Source organism: Thermodesulfobacteriota bacterium, from assembly GCA_026415035.1.
GTDB lineage: Bacteria > Desulfobacterota > BSN033 > BSN033 > UBA1163 > RBG-16-49-23.
The window spans coordinates 69,708-90,285 of sequence record JAOAHX010000009.1 but is presented as its reverse complement, the minus strand read 5'-3'; the positions used below and the strand labels follow the sequence as shown (position 1 = coordinate 90,285).

Below are 20,578 nucleotides of genomic sequence, written 5' to 3'. Positions count from 1 at the left end.
AGGTCGAGATGTCCTTCCTGAAGATCGCAAGGCGTGTGGAACGGGCCGTCTATCCCGTCGTGGGGGCCGTCCATAAAGTCGGGTTAGGACTGCTCATCGCGATGATGCTCCTGACCGTGGTCGATGTGATCGGGCGAAAGTTTTTTGACTCGCCCATCACAGGGTCTTATGAGCTGACCGAGTTCATGCTGGCCCTCATCGTCTTTTTTTCGGTGGGCTATACCCAGATCCAGAAAGGACATATCGCCATGGAGGCACTGGTCTCGAGGTTCTCTTCGAGGGCCCAGGCCCTTACCGATAGCATCGTCTATCTGATCAGCATCGGATTGGGAGGGTTGCTGACCTGGCAGTTGGTGGCCCATGCGAAACGGACCTACCTCGGAAAACATGAGACGGGCGTGCTTCACCTGCCCCTCTACCCCTTTCTCCTGGCTGCCGCCTTCGGTTGTTTGCTCTACAGCCTGGTGCTGCTGGTCGATTTTCTTCTCTCCCTGGAGAAAGCGAGGAAACCATGAGCCCCGAAATCGCCGGCCTTGTGGGAATCGTTCTCTTTTTCGTGGTCCTGGCCTTCCGGATGCCGATCGGCCTCTCCATGCTCTTCGTGGGGCTTCTCGGGTTTGCCTATCTCAGCAGTCCCAAGGCCACCCTGGCCAAATTGGGGATGGATGCCTTTGCGAGCGCAAGCGTCCACGCCCTCAGCGTCATCCCGCTCTTCGTCCTGATGGGGCTCTTTCTCCTCCATGCCGGGTTAGGCCGCGAGATCTACAAGGCCCTGGATGCCTGGCTTGGCCGGGTGAAGGGAGGCCTGGCGATGGCGACCATCGGCGCCTGCGGCGTCTTCGGAGCCCTCTCCGGGTCGATCATCGCCACCGTCGCCACCTTCACCGCGGTCGCCCTTCCCGAGATGCGACGCTACAAATATAGAGATATCCTGAGCACAGGATGTATCGCGGCAGGAGGGGGCGTCGATATCCTCATCCCCCCGAGCACCGTCCTCGTCCTTTACGGCATCCTCACCTACGAATCGATCGGAAAACTCCTGATCGGAGGGATCCTTCCGGGCATTCTCCTCGCCTTCCTTTTTATCGGGACCATCTACCTCTGGGTCAGGATCGATCCCAGCCTGGCTCCCCTCGCCCCCAGGGAGAGGATGAGATTCTCCGAGAAGGTGAGGCTTTCGGCAAGGTTGTATCCCATTGCTTGCTTGTTCCTCATCGCCATGGGAGGCATCTATTTAGGGGTCTTCACCCCAACCGAAGCGGCGGCCATCGGGGCCTTCGGCGCATTGATCTATTCTTTGGTTACACGACACTTAACACGCGAAGGGTTTTATAACGCCCTCAAAGAAGCGGCGAGCGTGACCGGGATGCTCTTTCTCATCCTGATCGGCGCGGGGATGTTCGGAAGATTCATCACGGTGAGCAAGATCCCCATGGCCCTTTCTTCTTTTGTGGCCAGCCTTGAGGTCTCTCCTTATGTCGTGCTGATGGGGATTTATCTCTTTTATATCCTTCTCGGCTGTTTTGTGGAGGGTTTGGCCATCCTCGCCCTCACCGTCCCGGTCATCTACCCCCTTGTCATCAGCCTGGGTTTCGATGGGGTTTGGTTCGGCGTGGTGCTGATCATCATGATCAGCATCGGCACCCTGACGCCCCCGGTAGGCATATGTGTCTATGTGACCGCGGGCGTGGCCAAAGACGTTCCTCTTGGAACGATCTTTAAGGGGGCGGTTCCCTTCTGGGTCGCCAAGATCGTCTTGGCGATCCTCCTCACCGTTTTCCCCGAGATCGTGACGTTCCTTCCCAGCTTGATGAAATAACGGAGGAGATGGTGCCCGAGCCAAAGGCCCTCTTTACAATCGGGAGGGGTGATGGTTAAAATTTTTAGGATTTTATAGGCGATCACCCGCAGGTTCGAATGAAGAAGAGATCCGTTTTTCTGGCTTTGTTGTTGATTGGATTATGGGGCGAGGTCGGGTGGACGACGTCTAAGGAGTTGACCATCGAAGGAAACCGTTTAGTTTCTCAGAAGCCCCCTTTCACCTCCACCGTTCCCTTACACCTCAAACTTGTCCATGCCTTCTCCCACGAGAACCCATCAGAGAGCTCTCTCACGAGGGTCTATTTCTACATCGCGGAGAAAAACAAGATCATTGAAGAGATGTTCATCGTCCAAATCGCCGATAAGACCAATCCTCAAGCCTTGCCCATGACGGCCCCGGCGCTCAAACCTTATATTGAGAAGAGGGCTTATTCAAAAGGAAAAGTAAAAAGAGGGGATCTTGACATCGAATACCTTATCCAGCTCATGGCGTGGAATCCGGAGGCAAAATCCCTACTGCCCATCGTGAAGAAGGGATGGGTGATTCCCAATCAATGGGCCCTTCAGGGACAATACCAGTTCATCTACCTCGGCGAGCATGGGATATTAGTCAGGTATTCCAAGGATATCAATACGTTCGGGGTTAAGGTCTCAACAGAGGGAAGAGATTGGGAGAGGGAGCGCCTCACCGGGAACGAAAAGAAGGCCTATCAACTTTTTCAGACCCATTTTATGGAAATGGTAAACTCCATCCAGCTAAAAAATTAGCCTTTTCGCTCCGTACAATTTATCGTTAAAACAACCCTCCAGATGGTCAACCTTTAACCACACCCCATTCGATTCTCCCCTTAAGCCCCCAATTGAGGGATTCAAGCGGGGCGTTTTAAAAAGCTAATATTATCCAAACATTAAAATGAATTTAAGAAGCCGGAGGCCATTAGAATGGCCTGGCATTTATTTTGCAAAAAAATTTATACATGACGGAAATGGTCTTCGGCGATCTCTCTCAGGTCAGACTCTTCGATGTCCTGAAGCCTCTTTTGACGGATAAGAAGACCGGCAAAGTTTTTATTAAAGGAAAGGAAGAAGGGGAGATTTGTCTGGAACAGGGAGATATCGTCCATGCAAAGACTTCCCATTTCGTCGGAGAGAATGCCTTTTTTTTGATGATGGGGTGGAGAACCGGCCGGGTCGTCTTTGAGGCGGGGGCCATTACAGACCAGAGATCGATTCCCATTCCGAGCGAACAGCTGATTCTCAACTGGGCCTCCAGGAAAGAAGAGTTTGAAAAGATCAAAGAGGCGATCCCATCTCCCCAGGTCATTTTCCGCCTCTCTCTCAAAATGGGAGGAGAAGAAAAACACATCACCGCGGATCAATGGAGCGTCTTAGCCCTGTGCAACGGTACCAAGACGGTTTTCGAGATCGCCCAATCCCTCGGATGGGAAGAATACAGGACCTTAAAAACCGTGTATCAACTAATCCAGATGGGGTTGATCGAAAAGGCCGAAGGAAGGGGGCCGGTCTCGAAAAAGCTGGTCAAAGAAGACTTCTTCCCCCTCCTTGAGTTGGAATTGAAAAGGGCGGTTGGGCCCGTGGCCCCTTTCCTCATCGATGACAAATTGGCTGAGTTCGACGAGAAAAAGGAATCCTTCCCGCAGGACAGGGCGTTGCCTTTCATAGAGGCCCTGAGCGAAGAGATTCCTAACCCGACCAAAAGGAATGAATTTTTAAAGAGGATCATGAAATTGGTCTCGTTCTGATCGACATCATTTGAATAAAGGGGAGCTCGGAGCGTTCCATCCTTGAGAAAGGAGGCACCGATGGCCGTTTCAAAAACCGTTCGAGTGGGTCTGTTTCCAAAATTGCTGATAGGGGTCTTTCTTCCGATCATCCTCGCCTTTGTCCTGATCGGGAGCCTCATTTTTTACAGCTGGGATTTTGGCCAGTTTCGCTTTGCCAGCATCAAAGATGTCGGGTCGGAGAGCTTGAAAGCGCTCTCGACTACGGCCACCCAGGAATCTAAGGCCTCGCTGGACAAATTGGGCGAGAGGATGATCCGGGAGAAGGCCATCGACGTGGCGGCCCAGATGGAGATTTACATCAAATCCCGTCCCCCCAAAACGAGGCGGGAGGATCTCTTGAAGGACCCCATTCTGAAGGAGATCGCGGTCCAGAAGGTGGGGGAGACAGGATATACCGCCGTTCATGATACCAACGCCATCAACCATTTCCACGTCAACCCCCAGATCGTGGGTTCCGATCTCCGGCAGCTGGCGGGTCGATTTCCTGCTTTCTGGAAGATCTTAGAGGCAAGCCTCAGCGGGCCGGCCTCGGGGTATTATGACTGGAAAGATGCCGATGGGAAGGTCAGGCCGAAATATATGTACTTGGCCCCGGTCAAGGGAACAGACCTGATCGTCGCGGCCACCACCTATATCGATGAATTTTCCAAACCCTCGCGATTGATCGAGGCGAGGTTGAAAGAGATCGAAAGGGGATACCTCGAGGAGTACGAAAACCGTATGAAAATCTTCTATACCATCATCCTCGCCGTCCTTCTCATCCTGCTGGTGAGGATCTTCTTCTTCGCCCGCTCCGTGATCAAACCCATTCTCCAGCTGGCGGAGGTTGCCGACAAGATCAGCATGGGAGAACTGGACACGCCGATTCAGGTGAAGGCCAAAGGGGAGGTGGCGGTCCTGGCCGAAGCGATCGAGAGGATGCAGACCAGCGTCAAAGCGGCCATCGAGCGGTTACAGAAGAGAAAAGAAGTGAGAGGATAACCTTTCCCGGGCGCAGACCCGTCCCTAGGAGGGGGAGGGGAGGTCAGGGTGATCCTTCCAAAAGGAGAAGCGGTTCATAAAAATCTCTCGACGGCCTACACCGACCTGGTGGCGCTCCTGGAGGCTTTGAAACTGGAGGACTTCTGTGGCACGGTGGAGCTCGATTTTCTCGAGACCAAAGGGGTCCTCTTTATTGACTCCGGAGAGATCATCAACGGGCAAGTCCAGGGTCGCGGAGAGACCGAGGTCTTGACCGGCAAAGAGGCGGTCAAAACCCTTTTGACCCTCTCAAAGCGGAAAGACGGGGTGCTCAACCTTCATCAGCTTCCTGCGGAGAAAGTCGCCCTCGTGGCGAACCATCTTCATCAGCCTTTGCTTTTTAAAGAACTCTCCACCCAATTTATCCGATTCGACGAGTTTCTCCAAAAGATGAAGGAGGAGAGGCATACGGGGTATATCGAGGTCCTCACCAGGGACCGTCAACCGATGGGGGTGGTCTTCCTGGAAGAAGGGGAGCTGATCGAAATGTTCATCACCCCGAAGACCGGACCTTCCATCTTCGGTTCGATCACCCTTCCGGCCTTCATCGAGAACGCCACCACCCTGGGGGCCCTGTTCAATGTCTACGGCGTCCCGGGAACCTCAGGAAAGGCCGAGGAGTCGGCCAGGGTTACCTCGGAGGAGGGAACCCCGAACCGCAACGAAGGAGACGGGACGGGTTCCCAAGGGGAGCGGGAGAGATTGCAGGATCTCCTTCATCTCTTTCAGAACTTCCTCTCGGATGCCGAGAAGGTTGTCGACAGCCTCACTCCTAAAGGGACTTTTAAAAAATTATTTAAGAAGGCCCGGATCGACCAAGCCGAAACCTTCGGATTTCTGGACCCCTTTGCCGGCGAATTTGAGTACGAAAACGGGACGATCCGTTTCCTTGGCGAGGTCACAAGGGAGGAGTTTACCAAAGGCCTTATTGAGGCCTTCCGCTCCGCCATGGCCCGCCTCGAAAAGGAAGTGCCCAAAGAGAAGATGGTCTCATTGAAGTTGAAGGCCGGCATCGAATCGTTCATTGTGGCTCACAGGGATGCTCTCGTAAGACTGAACCTCGAAGAGCCTCTATCCTCGCTTCTCCCTTGATGTCCCAATTGGAGGCCCAAACGTCTTGAAATCCCCTTTGTGAAAAAGATTCCTCTCTTGATTCATCCACGGATGAACCCGTCTTCTTCCTTCGGCGATGGGTCTCCGTTTTCGAACCTTCCTCCACCGAGAAAAACCCTCAAAGCCCATCTCCTAAAATGACTTGACAAAAATATTCTACCGATTATACTAAGTTCACAAAATCACAAGTCTGTTGTTGAATCTTGAAGTGGGGGTGGATCCTTCCTCAAGGGTTCACCAAATCTGCCAAAAGGAGGTGATCCAAAGAAAGAATTCAAATCCCATCAACCGCAAGTTCACACCACATCAGAAAAGGAGGAACTTATGGGACGATTTAAACTCGTTTTCGCATTATTAGGGATCGCCATCATCGGTGGGATGGGATGGGTGACGATGGCCTCAGCCCAGACCAAACCCATTGAGTTGAATTACTCCACCTTCTTTCCGGCTCCTCATCGGATGACCGTCCTCGCGGTGGAGTGGTGTAAGGAGTTAGAGAAGAGGACGGATGGAAGGGTTAAGGTGACGATGTTTCCGGGGGGAACCTTGACCAAGGGAGACGTGGCCTACGATGGGGTGGTCAAAGGGATATCCGATTTCTGCCTGACGGTGCTCGGTTACACGAGGGGGAAATTCCCCCTGTCCGAAGTGATCGATCTTCCCCTGGGATATAAGAGTGGTTATGCCGCAACGAAAATGGCCAACGATTTTTTGAAGCGGTTCAACCCCAAGGAGTTTGAGGATGTAAAGGTCATGTATTTACATGCCCATGGACCGGGGATCCTTCATACCTCCAAAAAGGCCGTCAGCAAATTGGAAGATTTAAAAGGCCTCAAGATTCGCAGCCATGGGTTGAGCGCCAAAGTGGTCGCCGCCCTCGGAGGGGCCCCTGTGGCCATGCCCATGCCCGAAACGTATGACGCCCTCAGCCGGGGGGTGGCCGAAGGGGTGATGGCCCCCGTGGAGGCCCTCGATGGTTGGAAACTGGCTGAAGTGACGAAATATACCACCCAAAATTTCGGCTCTGCTTACTCCACGGCTTTTATTGTTGCGATGAATAAGAGCAAATGGGCTGCTTTGCCGGCCGACATCCAGAGGACCATCGAGAAGCTAAACGAGGAATGGATCGAAAAGACCGGTAGGGCCTGGGATGAAATCGATAAAAAAGGATATGACGTGATCAAAGCCAGGGGGAATCAGATCATCACCCTCTCTCAGGATGAAGACTGGAAATGGACCAAATTGGTGAAGCCGATCTTCGATGATTATATCAAATCCATGAAAGAAAAAGGCCTGCCGGGGGAAGAGGCCTTTCGGTTCTGCCTGGAGGCGTTGTATAAATACCAAAAATAACGTTCCCACCCTTCGGGGGAGTGTGAGGATCTTTCCTCCTTCTCCCCCTTTTTTGTTAAAAAGGCATGGAAGAAGGAGCCCTCGATGAAGGTCTTTTTGAATAGCATTAAAGGATTCAGTCGTGCGATGTACGGGATGGCGGGTATCGCCCTGACGTTCATTATCGCCCTGACCGTCTGTGATGTCATTTTAAGGTATTTCCGGAGGCCGATCACGGGCACATTTGAGTTGGTGGCCTTTACAGGCGCCATTGTCATCGGCTTTGCCATCCCCCTCACCTCGTGGGTGAGAGGCCATATATTTGTCGATTTCTTCATTCTCAAACTTCCGAAAAAGATAAGGGATGCGTTCAATGTCACTACCCGATTGATGGGAATCGGCCTGTTTTTTTTAGCGGGATGGAACCTCATCAAGGTGGGAATGGATTTGAAGAAATCGGGGGAGGTCTCTCTCACCCTCCAGCTTCCTTTTTATCCGGTGGCCTACGGGATCGGGATCGCTTGTTTTGTCCAGTGTCTGGTCTTGGTCTGCGATATCATGAAAATCTTCGGAGGAGAATATGAGTGAGGTGACCGTCGGTATTTTAGGCCTGGCGATCGTTCTGGTTCTGTTTTTGACTGGGATTGAACTGGGTTTTGCCATGGCGATCGTAGGTTTCCTGGGATTTGCTTACATCATCTCGTTGCCCGCGGCCCTGAACCTCTTAGCGAAAGATTTTTTCGATGTCTTCGCCTCTTATGGATTTACGGTCATCCCCCTTTTCGTCTTGATGGGGCAGATTGCCTTCAACGCGGGGATTGCCAAACGATTATATCACGCCTCCTATAAATTCATCGGACACATCCCGGGTGGGTTGGCCATGGCGACCGTGGCCGGGGCCACGGCGTTCAAGGCCATCTGTGGATCCTCTCCGGCAACCGCCGCCACCTTCGCCAGTGTGGCCGTCCCCGAGATGGACCGTTACCATTACGATAAAAAACTTTCCACAGGGATCGTCGCCACGGTGGGGACCCTCGGGATCCTCATCCCCCCCAGCGTCACATTAATCGTATTCGGCATTATCACCGAACAGTCGATTGGAAAACTGTTCTTGGCCGGAATCATCCCGGGTTTGATCATCGCCTTTTTCTTCGTCGTCATCATTTATGGATGGTGTAAGATCAATCCTCGTTTGGGTCCCAAGGGGGCCAAATCGACCTGGAAGGAGAGGATCGCATCCCTGCCGGAAGTGACATGGGTGTTGATCATTTTTTTGCTGGTCATCGGAGGGTTGATGAAGGGGTATTTTACACCGACCGAAGCAGGCAGTATCGGAACCTTTGCCGTCCTTTTGCTGGCACTGCTGAAGGGCGATATCAACTTCAAGGGATATGTCAAATCGGTCGCCGAATCCCTTCGGACCGCCTGTATGGTCCTCATGTTAATTGCCGGGTCCACCGTGCTCGGCCATTTTCTTGCCGTCACAAAAATTCCGATGATCGCCGCCGACTGGATCGTAGGACTCCCCTTTCATAAATATGTGATTATGGTCTTCATCGCCTTCATCTATCTATTGGGAGGATCCTTTATTGATGACCTGGCCTTTATGGTCTTAGCCACCCCCATCTTCTATCCGGTCATCATCAAATTGGGCTTTGACCCCATCTGGTTTGGTATGGTGATCGCCGTCACGGTGATGGTGGGTGTGGTGATCCCTCCGGTGGCCATCAACGTGTTCGTCGTCAAAAATATTACCAAAGTCCCCTTCGGTACCATCTACAGAGGCGTTTATCCCTTTTTAATCAGCCTCGTGGTCGGTGCCGTGTTGCTCTTTTTATTCCCCCAACTGGCGACTTATCTTCCATCGGTATTGATGAGGTGAGACGGGGTGATCTGCTAAGGTGCCCCGCCCCATTTGGAGCAGAAGGAATCCAGGGCAGAAGGCTTGAAGGCCTTAGAACGTCCCTGACCCCCTTAAACCCCCGATAGCGCCCTTCCTCTGTTCGAAGGTGAGTTGCCTTCGTTTACGATCCCCCAGGCATCCCTGTAGGGAGGGAGGTTGGAAGTTGCTCCCTTGCCTCTCGGCCGAAAGGCCCCCGGTCTTTCCTAAGGGGGGTGGTGAAGGGGTCTTCTTTTGATGCGGAGTTCTTTTGGCCACCAGGGTAAGAACCCCGGGGGAACGGCGTTGCGGATCAGTCGGGGGACTTTCTCCCCTTTGGCCTCCGCTTCGAGGCCGAAGAAGAGGACGGCGTCTTTGAAATACCTTTTGGTCCGGAACTTCTTGGGCAACATTCCCCTCTGGAGGAAATGCCTTAAATTCCATTGGGCGGCAAGGACCTGGATGGTCAATTCCTTCGTTCCCTTTTGGACCGAGAAGGGGTTGAGGAGCTGGTGGACCGCCCATCGGATCATCTCGTTCCGATAATGGGACTGGACGTTCTTAGGGAGAAAGGGATGCTCGAAGGGAAGGGCCTGGAGGAAGGGTGTGACGAAACATGCCAGAAGGATCGCATCCGGAATGGTCTGGCCTTCCCTCACCATCCGGTCGACCAGATGGAAGAGGGAGAGAAGGTATTCCTGATTTTTCCTCCCTGTCCCCCCTTCCCCTCCTAAGGCCCGTTTCAAATCCGGAAAGAGGGGGAAGAGGAGGCCCGTGTTGATCATCAGTCGAAGCGATTCGACGGCATAGCCTTCTTTTAATTCCCTCAGAAATTCCTCCCTGACCCGGGAGGGAGCGCAGGTCTTAATCTTTTCGCGGTGGACGAGAAGGGCTTGATAGGTCTTCTCTTCGATGGGGAAACCGGTGCGGGCCGCATGCCGGATCACCCGAATCATCCGAACCGGATCCTGAATGAATTTTTCGTCGGGATCGCCGATGGTTCGGATGATCCCCTTCCGGAGGTCCTCCACTCCTCCCACATAGTCGATGATGGTAAAATCGGCGATGTTGTAAAACAGGCCATTGATGGTAATATCCCGACGTAAGGCGTCCTCCTCGGGGGTTCCGAAGGCATCGGTCCGGGTGGCCGATGCGTCCGAGGCCTCGATCGCCTCAAATTCTGAATGGCTCCTAAAGGTGGAGACCTCGATCACCTTCCCTCCCTTAAAGAAGACGTGTACCAGCCTGAATCGTCGTCCGATGATCCGGCTATTTCTGAAAAGCTCTCGGATCTGATGGGGATGGGCGTTGGTCACCACATCGAAATCTTTGGGTTTCTTCCCCAGCAGGAGATCCCTGACACTTCCTCCGACGAGATAAGCCAAAAACCCGTGTCGATGGAGCCGGTAAAGGACCTTGAGGGCCTCTTCGTCGATCATCGACCGCGAAAGGGGATGCTCAGACCGTTGTAGGATGATGGGATTCATCCTCATGCCTTTGATATAACCTTATCTACCCGAAGAATCAAAATGTCCTTGACAAAAGAGGAGTTTGGCCAAACAATAAGATGAGAGAGGTGATCCATGAAAATTCAGGAGATCAGGGCGAAGGCGAAAACCCTTGGGCTGAAGAATACCTTTGGATTGAAAAAGGGGGAGCTGATCCGAAGGATCCAGAGGGCCGAGGGGAATTTCGACTGTTTCGGAACGGCCACCGACTATTGCGATCAACTGCAGTGCTGTTTCCGAGAAGATTGCCTTGGCCATAATCGGAAAGACAGGACGGACCGGCGGGGATAACCTTCGGGTAAGGTGAAACACCAGGCACAATACCAACCGGGTTGAGGAGGATCTGGTGGGCAGCCCACGCCTTGGGTTCGGGTGGGTGGATCGGTCCTCTCCGCAAAGGTTCGGTATTCGACCCTCTCATTTGAATAAGTCAACCTGTGAAAGGTCGGGGATCCCTCGGGAGATCAGTCCTCTCACATGAGGAAAGGGGTCTCTCAAATGGGGGAGGGGCATGGCCTCGATGAACTCCTTCTGAAAATCGGGCTCGAGGGTCAGTTCGAGATATTCCACCCTTCGGGCGATCTCTCCCGCTTCCCTCCTCCTCTCCCGGTTCAAGAGGGCAATCCGGGCTCCCTCTCCGGCGGCGTTGCCGACGCTGAAGACTCTTTTTAAATCGCAATCCGGGATCATTCCAAGGATCATGGCCTTTTCAGGATCGATGTAGCTTCCGAAGGCCCCTGCGAGGACGACGCGCTCGGGTGCCTCTACTCCAAGTTTCTTCATCATCACCTTGGCTCCGGCATAGAGGGCCGCTTTGGCCAGCTGGACGTTGCGGACATCTTGCTGGGTAATGGTCACCTCTCTCCCATGGGAGGTTTCCTCCTTCCATGCGATGACGAATTCAGGGCCTTCGGCGGTGAATTTCAGACGCGATGAGGAAAGGGTCCTCTTGAACTGACCGCTCTCCTCGATCACCCCGCAACGGAATAACTCGGCGACGGCGTCAACGATCCCAGACCCACACAGCCCCTTTGCCCTCGTCCTTTCTGTTTTCCAGGTCTCCTCGCCGATCACTTTGTAGTCGACCTCCAGGGACCCGGGCTCGATCCTGACGCGTTCGATGGCCCCCAGGGCGGCCCGCATGCCGAATTTGATATGCGCCCCTTCCAGGGCCGGACCGGTGGCACAGGAGGTGGATAGGAGACGCTCTCGGTTGCCCAAGACGAGCTCCCCGTTGGTTCCCACATCGATGATCAGCGTCAGCTCCTCCCTTTCAAAGGGCCTTTCCGCAATCAGTACCGCGATGTTATCCGCTCCGACAAAACCCGCCTTGACGGGAAGGAGGTGGACGTTGGCGGAGGGATGGACCCGCAGCCCCAATTCCCTCGCCTTGAGGTCCAGAGAACGATTTAAAGCCGGGGCAAAGGGGGAGACGCCGAGATACCGGGGATCGAGTCCGAGAAAGAGGTGGTGCATCAAGGTATTGCCTACGACCGTCACCTCGAAGATCTCTTCCGTAGAGAGACGGGCCTCCTCGGTCGAGGCTTCGATGAGCTGGTTCAACCCCTCGATCAGTACCCGGTGGAGTTGGTTCGTTCCCTCGGCATGAGTGGTGGCGTAATGGATCCTGGAGATCACATCTTCACCATATTGAACCTGAGGGTTCATGATCGATTTCGTCGCCACGACCTCTCCCGTCCCGAGGTGGCATAGATAACCGACGACAGTCGTCGTTCCGATGTCGATGGCCAATCCGTAGCAGTCGGAAAAGGACCCTGGTTTCACATCCAGAAGTTCTCGGTCCATCCACACCAGGGCAGTGACCTTCCAATCCCCTTCCCGCATTACCCCGGGACCTTTCCTTAGCGCCAAGGGGTCGACCTCAAGGGGAGGGAGCCCGTAGCGTTCGGTGAGGGCCTTTTGGAGTCGATCGAGATCTCCCACGAGGTCCTGGAGAGTCGGGGGAGGCATCTCGACCGGGTAGGGGAGGAGGGCCGGATTGACCTCCACAGTCCCCGAAGAAATATCCTTCCGGGCGACCATCGCTTGGGTCAAACTTTCTTGTGGGGTCAAGAGCGTCACGTCTTCGACAACTCTGGCCTCGCAGGCCAGACGAAAACCAGCCAATCTTTCCGAATCGGTCAGGCGGCCTGTTTCCTCCTCCGTCAGCGGAGAGGCGACGCCCTTTAGAATTTGAACTTTGCATCTTCCACAGATTCCCTCACCCCCGCAAGGGGATTCAATGCCCACTCCCAATTCCCGAGAGGCCTCTAAAACCGTTTTCCCCGGTAGGACCCATCCACGTATCCCTACCGGTTGAAAACAAACCTGGACCTTTTTCATAGGGGTGCTCCCAAGGAGGCGATGGAAGGTATATAGAAGATTAAGAAGGGAGATGTCAAACGACACCGCTGGTTTTTTCCTTGGAAACTCGGGGCCCATCCGAAAAAGGAAGGGAATCAGGAGGGGATCTTTTCTGGGACGAGGGAGAGGAAGAGGTTCGGATTAAAGAAGATGTCTGTTGGGGGTCGAGAAATCGGCCTCTATTTCCGATACACTCCCGCTTCTTTGAGGTATCGGCACATCTCGACCAAGGCCTCGAGGTGGATCCCTTCGTGGGCCGAACCAGCGATGGAAAAGATATACCCCCCGCCCTCCATTCCCTCTCTGAGGCAGCGGTCTACTTCCCTTCTGACCAAGGAGAGATCAGACTGGCAGAGGATCTGATTCCCATCGGCATTTCCAAGGAGGACCAGATCCTTTCCGAACTCCCTCTTGAGCTCTCCCATGTCCATCCCGGCGGCCGGTTCGATCCCGTGGATTCCTTTAATGCCTGCCTCGATGGCCATCGGGATATAATCCCGGATATACCCCTCCGAGTGCCAGAAGACCGGAACCGCAATGGCATCGACGATTTGTCGATAATAGGGGAAGGCCAGCTCTTTGAAATCGGCAGGGGAGACATAGCCATGCTCTTTGAACCCGAGGTCATCTCCCATGATGACGAGGTCCACCCCCATCTCGACCGCATAATTAGAGGTTTTAATGAACCATTCGGTCTTCCGTTCGACGCTCTCCTGGATTAAAGCCCTCTTGTCGAAGAGGGCGTAACAGAATTCGATGAGGCCGAAGGCCTCGATCGTCAACCCCAGCGGACCGCTGTGGGAGAAGAGGGCGAAGGCATGGTCCGAATACTCCCTCTTCCAGGCCTCGAACTGGGACCGATTGTAACGTTGTTCCAGTTTGAGTTCGGGAGAGTATCTGAGGAGGTCCTCTCTTGTGGCCACGGCCCCACCGAGGTATCTCCCGTGCTCCCACCTCCTTCCGAACTCATCCACTCCGTTCCAGCCTGCATAGATGGCCCCACCCAAGGAGTCTTCCGGAGGAGGGGGGTCAGGGGCATAGCCCAATCCGGTCGGTTTCCCCTCACACCATGAACGTCGGGCGATGACGAAGATGTCCACTCCCAGCTCGAGCCAGGTTTTCACCATATCGCCTCCTCCGATGGCCCGGACGAAAGAGGCCTCGATGGAGTTGAAAAAGAGGGGGACCCGATCCGGTTCCTTATGCTGGATGGTCGTCAAAACCCTTTCTCTGGAGTTCATGGATCTCGTCCTTTAAATGTTTCATCGCCTCCGAGCCTTTCTCAATAGGTGATAAAGCTCGGAAGATAGGTGGCGAGCTGGGGAAAGATCATCATGATGATGGTCATCACGATCAATGCCCCGAGGAAGGGAAAGATCCCTTTGAAAATATTCTCCAGGGGGACATCGGTGGCTATTCCTTTAATGACAAAAACGTTGACCCCGACGGGCGGGGTGATGACGCCCATCTCACCCACGAGCACGATGATCACCCCAAACCAGATGGGATCGAAGCCCAGTTTCCTGACGAGGGGATAGAAGATGGGGATGGTGAGAACGATGAGGGCCATCGAATCCATGAAGAAACCGCCAATAAAATAGATGAAGATGATAATGCTGATAATCACGATGGGAGACAGCGGCAGGCTCCCAAGCCAATCGGCCAAAAGGAAAGGGATCCTCGAAACCGCCATGAAACGGCCGAAGATGACCGCCCCCGTGATGATGAAGATGACCATGCAAGAAGTCCGTAAACCTTCCTTACAGGCCTCGGCGAAGGACCGCCAGGTCAACTGTCCTCGTATCAGCCCGATCAATAAAGCCCCTCCCGCACCGATGGCCCCTGCCTGAGTGGGGCTGAACCAGCCGAGGAAAAGCCCCCCAATGGCAAGAAGGAAGAGGATGAGGGCTTCGATGATCCCTGTGATCGATTTTAACTTTTCCCCGAACGTGGTCGGGGGGCCTGCGGGTCCAATGGAAGGATTGATCGCACACAGGATCACGACGGTGGCGGCGAAGAGGAGAGTCAGGATGATCCCCGGAAGGACGCCCGCGATAAAGAGTTTTCCGATCGATTGTTCGGTCAGGATTCCGTAGATGATGAAGACGGTGCTCGGGGGGATCAAGATGCCGAGGGTCCCTGCGGCGGCCACGGCCCCTGTGGCGAGGGTGTCATCATATTTATATTTCTTCATCTCCGGCAGCGCGATCTGGCCCATCGTGGCCGCCGTGGCCGTGCTCGATCCGCAAATGGCGCCGAATCCGGCGCAGGCGAAGATGGTGGCGATCGTCAGCCCGCCCCGGTACTGTCCGGCCCAGGCATAGGTGGTCTGGTAGAGCCTTCGGCTGATCCCCGAGGCAAAGGCGAAGGTCCCCATGAGGATGAACATGGGGATGACGCTCAAGGGATAAGAGGAGAAATAATCGAAGATGTCTCGACCGAGGAGTCCGAAGGCGGCCGAAGGGGAAGACAGATAGGCGAAGCCGGCAAAACCCACCAGGCCCATCGCAAAGGCCACGGGCATCCGGAGGAGAAATAGCAGGATGAGAATGATGATGCCGAAGATGCCTACCGTTGTGGGACTCATTTCTGGACCACCTTGCGAAGAGATTTGAGAAACTCCTGGGTCAATACGAAACAGACGGGGATACAGGCGAGGGCAATGCCGAAGGCAAAGGGATAGTAGGGGATGTAGGCCGTGGCGCTGTGTTCGCCGGAGACCTTGAAAGTGTATCCGGCCAGAGAGAGCCTCCAGATGATCAAAAGGAAAAAGGCCAAAGAGAGAAGGGAGATCCCTCCATTGATGACCCCTTGGGCCCGTTTCGGGAGACGGTTGACAAAAAATTCGACCTGGATGTGGCGGCCGATGATGAGGGTCATGCTGGTGGCAAAGGAGATGGCCACGATCTGGGCCAGCTGGACGATATCGATGGCACCGAGGAGGCGCCAGAGGAAGACCTTCGCTCCTATGACATCGACGCAGGTGATCACCATCATCACCAGCATGGCAACCACTCCGATCCATTCAAAGAGGGCGCTCACTTGACGGGTCAAGGCATCGAACTTGGATGGCACGGTCGTCTCCTTTTAAGATTTTGGGCAAGGGCCCCGTTTTTGTCTTGCCCTTGCCCAAAAGGGGGATGGGGGTCCTTCTTTTCAAAGAACCCCCTCATTCCATTCTGGTGGAGAATCGCCGACTCTACCTTCTCAAAAGGGCCTCGGGTTTAATCTCAGGGGGCCCAGCGGGGGATGCAATCCGGAAATCAATCTGTTTTTTCGTCCAGAAGTCGATTCGATCTCGCAGGAATTTGATCCAACCCTTCACCTCTGCTTCGGTGTGTCCCCGGGCGGTCATGCGTTTGATGTAGGCATCGATGACCGGCTCGACAGCCGCCTTCCATCGGGTGACTTCCTCCCGGGAGAGTTCGATGAATTCCACCTTCTTTTCCACCCCGTAATCTTTTCCCGCAAAATCCACGGCATTCCACATCAAGAGGTATTGCTCCTTGTACTCTCCCACCAGGGCGTCGAAGATGGGTTTGATATCCGCTGGCAATTTCCGGTAGCTCTCCTTATTCATGATCAAGTAGAAGGGGAAGGGATTGGTGATCTGCCAGACCGAGGTGGAGAACTTCACCACTTCGGCAAAACGGAAGGTCCGGAGGGTTTCAAAATTGGAGGCCTCCCCATCGAGCACGCCCTTGGAGATCGCATCGTAAACCTCGGGCATGGGCGTGGGCGCCGGCGTCCCGCCCAGGGCTTTGATCACCTCTCCGGCCACTCCCGGGGCCCGGATGGTCAACCCCTTCAGGTCTTCAAGCCTCCGGATCGCCTTTTTGGAGGTGGCAATGGCACTCGGAGGCGAGGTGTTCATCCAGAGGACCTTCACAGGATCGAACTCCTTGGGTTTGAACTGATTGTAGAAATCGTTCATCACCTGGCCGCTCACCCAGGCACTGGGGTAGGCCAGAGGAAGCCCCACGGCCTCGGTGACCGGCATTCGACCCGGCGTGTAATAGACATGGGAGTATCCAATATCGGCCACTCCAGAGACGACATTGTCAAAGGTGGCCACGGGTGGAAAGAGCGAGCCTCCGGCAAAGAAATCCACCTTCACCCGGCCCCCGGTGCGGCTTTCGAGTTCGCGACAAAATTCCTCTAAAAGTTTGGACTGCATGGAGGGAGGTGGGAAATAGGTAGCGACCCTCAGCCTCACCTCTTGAGCGTGGGCCTTTTCGAATAAGGAAACCGAAACCATTAGCCCCACAAAGAGAATAACGCTTACGACTCCCGCTAAACCTTTTTTGTGCCTCATGGTGAAGACCTCCTTTCTCTTTGGCTCAAAATTGATCTCCTCCCGATGCTGATCCGTTTCATCCCTCCTTTGATCCTAAGATTTATGAGACTGGCCGACTTTCCCGTTTCGATATCCCTAATACTTCGGGACCCTTTCTAAGGGCCGGGGATCCAGTGGTTCTATTAATAGAACAGCGTTGTCCAATTTGGCGTAATATTACTAAAGCCCTCTGGTCTTGTCAAGGGATATCGACTTTTTTTCAGACAGGGAAAGGGGTCAGGGAAGGAGTTTTTGCTCTCGATAAGCCTTTAAATATTCAAGGCAGTAAGGATCCTCGTTGAGGAGGGCTTTGGCCGCATAGAGGGAGGACATGAGGGCCTGATCCCGGACATCGATCAGGAGGGTATCCAAGCCGGAGGCGAGGGCCATGGTCAGGAAGGTCCGGTTGATCAGTCTTCTTGCAGGAAGCCCCATGCTTACATTGCTCACCCCGCAGATGAGGTGGGCGTTTGGAAAATGCGAACGGATGGTCTGCATGGTCTTGAGGGCAACGAGGGCCGCCTCGGGTTCGACCGCAATCGATAAGACCAGGATGTCGAAGAAGACGTGATCGGGAGGGAGTCCGGCGTCGACCAATTTTTTATACAACCTTTGAGCGATGGTCAATTTTTCTTCAAGGGATTTTGGAATTCCTTGATCGTCCATCAGGAGGACGACGACCTTGCAACGCCTTTCGATGACGAGGGGGAAAAGGCGATCCCATTTCGCCTGTTCCCCTGAAATGGAATTCAAGATCGGGGGTTCCGAATGCCGATAGACCTGTAAGGCAGAGGCGAGGGCTTCAGGGTTGGCGCTATCGATCATCAGGGGGATGGGGACCTCTTGCTGAACGAGGTCCACCAGCCAGGGCAAATCCCTCACCTCATGGCCGCTTGCCACGCCCGCATTGACGTCCAGAAAGTGGGCCCCGCATTCGTATTGGGTCCTGGCCAATTGTTTGAGAAAGGTTTCGTCCCGGTTCAGGATGGCCTCTCCGACCTTAGGGATGGTTCCGTTGATCGATTCTCCGACGATGAGCATGGTCAATTGTCTCCCTTGCTTTATTAAGCGGTTGGATAGCCTTCCTTCGCTGCGGCGACGATGGCTTTCAGATTTTCGACAGGGGTCTGCAGGGGAACCGCGCATTCCGGGGCAAGGATGTCCACGCCGGCCTCGATGCTATAGCGGGCCTGTCGGTAAACGTCCTCCGGCGTCCCTCCGAAGAGGGCGTTCTTGTTCGCGATATTTCCGATAAGGGACATCTCGTGGTTGACCACCTCGACCGCTTTTTTCGAGTCCACCTGCCATTCAAAATGGTAGGCATCAAACCCCGCCTCCACAAAGAGGCGGAGGCGATCGGAACAATTTCCGCAGAGGTGGAGAATCGTTGGGCCCCCGATTCTTTGATTGATCTCCTGATGGACCGGAAGCAAAAAGTCCTTGTAGGTCTTTGGGCTGACCAGGTCGCCTGTCGCATGATCGGCCACGACCACCACATCCGCTCCTGCCTTCAACTGGGCGTTGGCAAAGGTGATCGTCACCTCTTTCAAGCGTTCGAGAAATCCCTTCACTTTATCTGGCTCCGTGATCGTCCATATGAGAAAATTCTGCACCCCGGCCAGATGGTAGGAGATCGTCCAGGGACCCATCACCTTTCCGATAAGGGCAACCCGGTCTCCGTATCTCTTTCGTAAAAGTTCAAGGGCTTCCAAGACCACCCTCATGGAGGGTTTTTCAAGAAGGTTTTCGGGGATGACAAGGTCCTCAATTTCCTGGGCGGGATGGGTTTTAGCATCGGGCATCATCGTGGGGCTTCCCCAGTCGACCACACAGCCAAGGGCCTCGGCCTCCTGTTGAACGCTGAATTCCGGCATGATGGAGTCGAACCCCAGGATCTCATATCCCCCCGCGGCCAGGACGGCCATCTGCTCGGCATTCAGATGAGCTTCCGGAAAATAGACCCCCACCTTCTCCATCAATTCCAAGGAGACGATGGAAGTGGGGTTTCCGACAGAGATGCGGTCTCCTTTTCTCCCCCCAAACAGACCTGAGAGAAACCTTCGTTTCGGTGTCACAAGGGAACCTTTCATGAGTTTCGACCTTTAGGTTGTAGGAGTCGGTCTGCCAGTTCCACGGCCCGGACGGCATCCTCGCCGTAGCCATCCGCCTGGATCTCGTCGGCGAACCCTTGGGTGACCGGTGCCCCTCCGATGATGATCTTGGGTGGGGCCGGGAAGGTCTGCCGGACGACCCGAATGACCTCCTTCATCTCGAGCATGGTGGTGGTCAAGAGGGCAGAAAGACCGACGAGGTCTGGATGGTGTTGATCGATCGCCTGGACGAATCGCTCTGGGGGGACATCGATGCCCAAATCGATGACCTCGTAACCCGCACCGGTCATCATCATGGAGACGAGGTTCTTCCCGATATCGTGAATATCCCCTTTGACGGTCCCGATGAGGAATTTTCCCTTGGGCTCGGCCTTTTGCTTCATCAATTCCGGTTTGAGGAGTTCAATTCCCCTGTGCATGTTTCTCGCGGCCAATAGGACCTCCGGGACCCAAATTTGAGAGGCTTTAAATTCTTGGCCGATGAGGGCCATCGCGCCGATCAGGCCGTCGTTGAGAAGGACCAGCGGAGAGGCTCCCTGATCGAGATGTTTTTTGACGAGGCCCTCCATGACTCGAAGATCGGTATTCTTCAAAGCCTCGTAGAATTCCTTAAGGGAATCAGGAGTCACCGCCTCCCCCTACTCTGCCAGGAGCCTTCGGACCAGATCGACGGCCGAGGCCGCATCAGGGCCATATCCATCGGCTCCGATATCGTCGGCAAACTTCTGGGTCACCGGGGCTCCTCCGACGATGACCTTCACCTGATTCCTCAGGCCAGCCCATTCGATGGCCTGAATCGTGTTTTTCATCTCGATCATCGTGGTCGTCAGCAGGGCTGACATCCCGACCACCTGGGGCTGATGGGCTTTGATCGCATCGATGAATTTGTTGGCAGGGACATCGATCCCCAGGTCGACCACCTCAAAGCCCCCTCCCTCCAGCATCATCACCACGAGATTCTTTCCGATATCATGGAGGTCGCCCTTTACGGTCCCGATGAGCACCTTCTGCGCCTGTTTGGTTGAGGATTGGGAGAGGATCGGTTTGAGAACGGCCATCCCTGCATGCATGGCCCGGGCCGCGATCAGGACCTCGGGAATGTAAATTTCTCCGCTCTTGAATCGGGCGCCAATGCGGTCCATGGCCGCAAGAAGGCCCTCCTTTAAGACTTTATCCACCGGGACGCCCCCCTCCAACGCCTCCTGAACCAATCGCTTCACCTCATCCACCTTGCCCTGGGAAAGTCCAGTATAAAATTTCTCCTGATCCAGCATTGTTCTCCTCCTTCT

At 54.4% G+C, this 20,578-nt stretch carries 20 protein-coding genes; 10 read left to right on the top strand and 10 right to left on the bottom strand.

Features of this window, described 5'->3' with window-relative positions; all coding sequences use genetic code 11:
• Positions 1-8 precede the first annotated feature (8 nt).
• From N3G78_07440 to N3G78_07400, 9 genes are all read left to right on the top strand, one after another.
• Positions 9-515, top strand: coding sequence for a TRAP transporter small permease (locus tag N3G78_07440; protein MCX8117745.1), 507 nt, complete (start codon positions 9-11; stop codon positions 513-515).
• Complete coding sequence (locus N3G78_07435) at positions 512-1,819, top strand: TRAP transporter large permease (GenBank protein ID MCX8117744.1); 1,308 nt, start codon at positions 512-514, stop codon at positions 1,817-1,819. The genes N3G78_07440 and N3G78_07435 overlap by 4 nt, the downstream gene beginning before the upstream one ends.
• Positions 1,820-1,950: 131 nt before the next feature.
• Positions 1,951-2,589 carry a hypothetical protein gene (locus N3G78_07430; GenBank protein ID MCX8117743.1) on the top strand — a complete coding sequence of 213 codons (639 nt, stop codon included), beginning with the start codon at positions 1,951-1,953 and terminating at the stop codon, positions 2,587-2,589.
• 209 nt (positions 2,590-2,798) lie between these two features.
• Positions 2,799-3,584 carry a DUF4388 domain-containing protein gene (locus N3G78_07425; protein ID MCX8117742.1) on the top strand — a complete coding sequence of 262 codons (786 nt, stop codon included), beginning with the start codon at positions 2,799-2,801 and terminating at the stop codon, positions 3,582-3,584.
• A 60-nt stretch (positions 3,585-3,644) separates the two neighbouring features.
• Positions 3,645-4,607 carry a HAMP domain-containing protein gene (locus N3G78_07420; GenBank protein MCX8117741.1) on the top strand — a complete coding sequence of 321 codons (963 nt, stop codon included), beginning with the start codon at positions 3,645-3,647 and terminating at the stop codon, positions 4,605-4,607.
• 48 nt (positions 4,608-4,655) lie between these two features.
• Positions 4,656-5,738, top strand: coding sequence for a hypothetical protein (locus N3G78_07415; protein ID MCX8117740.1), 1,083 nt, complete (start codon positions 4,656-4,658; stop codon positions 5,736-5,738).
• Positions 5,739-6,083: 345 nt separating this feature from the next.
• Positions 6,084-7,112, top strand: coding sequence for a TRAP transporter substrate-binding protein (locus N3G78_07410; protein MCX8117739.1), 1,029 nt, complete (start codon positions 6,084-6,086; stop codon positions 7,110-7,112).
• An 84-nt stretch (positions 7,113-7,196) separates the two neighbouring features.
• Complete coding sequence (locus N3G78_07405) at positions 7,197-7,679, top strand: TRAP transporter small permease (GenBank protein MCX8117738.1); 483 nt, start codon at positions 7,197-7,199, stop codon at positions 7,677-7,679.
• The gene (locus N3G78_07400) at positions 7,672-8,973 is read left to right on the top strand and encodes a TRAP transporter large permease (protein MCX8117737.1); all 1,302 of its coding nucleotides are present in this window, start codon (positions 7,672-7,674) and stop codon (positions 8,971-8,973) included. The genes N3G78_07405 and N3G78_07400 overlap by 8 nt, the downstream gene beginning before the upstream one ends.
• A 224-nt stretch (positions 8,974-9,197) precedes the next feature.
• Here N3G78_07400 and pcnB read toward each other — a convergent pair whose 3' ends face one another.
• Entirely contained in the window at positions 9,198-10,457 is a 1,260-nt protein-coding gene (pcnB, locus tag N3G78_07395; protein MCX8117736.1) for a polynucleotide adenylyltransferase PcnB, read from the bottom strand.
• Positions 10,458-10,553: 96 nt separating this feature from the next.
• Here pcnB and N3G78_07390 point away from each other — a divergent pair, with 96 nt between their 5' ends.
• Positions 10,554-10,769 (top strand): Rho termination factor N-terminal domain-containing protein, encoded by a 216-nt coding sequence (locus tag N3G78_07390; GenBank protein MCX8117735.1) that lies wholly within the window; start codon positions 10,554-10,556, stop codon positions 10,767-10,769.
• 126 nt (positions 10,770-10,895) lie between these two features.
• Here N3G78_07390 and N3G78_07385 read toward each other — a convergent pair whose 3' ends face one another.
• From N3G78_07385 to N3G78_07345, 9 genes are all read right to left on the bottom strand, one after another.
• Positions 10,896-12,821: an ASKHA domain-containing protein gene (locus tag N3G78_07385; protein MCX8117734.1), complete on the bottom strand. Its 1,926-nt coding sequence runs from the start codon at positions 12,819-12,821 to the stop codon at positions 10,896-10,898.
• 200 nt (positions 12,822-13,021) lie between these two features.
• Positions 13,022-14,083, bottom strand: a complete 1,062-nt coding sequence (locus N3G78_07380; protein ID MCX8117733.1) for a hypothetical protein — start codon at positions 14,081-14,083, stop codon at positions 13,022-13,024.
• Positions 14,084-14,124: 41 nt separating this feature from the next.
• A complete protein-coding gene (locus N3G78_07375) occupies positions 14,125-15,429 on the bottom strand; it encodes a TRAP transporter large permease (protein ID MCX8117732.1) in 1,305 nt (434 codons plus the stop codon).
• Positions 15,426-15,917: a TRAP transporter small permease gene (locus N3G78_07370; GenBank protein ID MCX8117731.1), complete on the bottom strand. Its 492-nt coding sequence runs from the start codon at positions 15,915-15,917 to the stop codon at positions 15,426-15,428. The genes N3G78_07375 and N3G78_07370 overlap by 4 nt, the downstream gene beginning before the upstream one ends.
• Positions 15,918-16,041: 124 nt before the next feature.
• Positions 16,042-17,157 carry a TRAP transporter substrate-binding protein gene (locus N3G78_07365; protein MCX8117730.1) on the bottom strand — a complete coding sequence of 372 codons (1,116 nt, stop codon included), beginning with the start codon at positions 17,155-17,157 and terminating at the stop codon, positions 16,042-16,044.
• A 258-nt stretch (positions 17,158-17,415) separates the two neighbouring features.
• Positions 17,416-18,219 (bottom strand): dihydropteroate synthase, encoded by an 804-nt coding sequence (locus N3G78_07360; protein MCX8117729.1) that lies wholly within the window; start codon positions 18,217-18,219, stop codon positions 17,416-17,418.
• A 23-nt stretch (positions 18,220-18,242) separates the two neighbouring features.
• Positions 18,243-19,253 (bottom strand): MtaA/CmuA family methyltransferase, encoded by a 1,011-nt coding sequence (locus tag N3G78_07355; protein ID MCX8117728.1) that lies wholly within the window; start codon positions 19,251-19,253, stop codon positions 18,243-18,245.
• An 11-nt stretch (positions 19,254-19,264) separates the two neighbouring features.
• A complete protein-coding gene (locus tag N3G78_07350) occupies positions 19,265-19,918 on the bottom strand; it encodes a corrinoid protein (GenBank protein MCX8117727.1) in 654 nt (217 codons plus the stop codon).
• 9 nt (positions 19,919-19,927) lie between these two features.
• Positions 19,928-20,563 (bottom strand): corrinoid protein, encoded by a 636-nt coding sequence (locus N3G78_07345; protein MCX8117726.1) that lies wholly within the window; start codon positions 20,561-20,563, stop codon positions 19,928-19,930.
• Positions 20,564-20,578 lie beyond the last annotated feature (15 nt).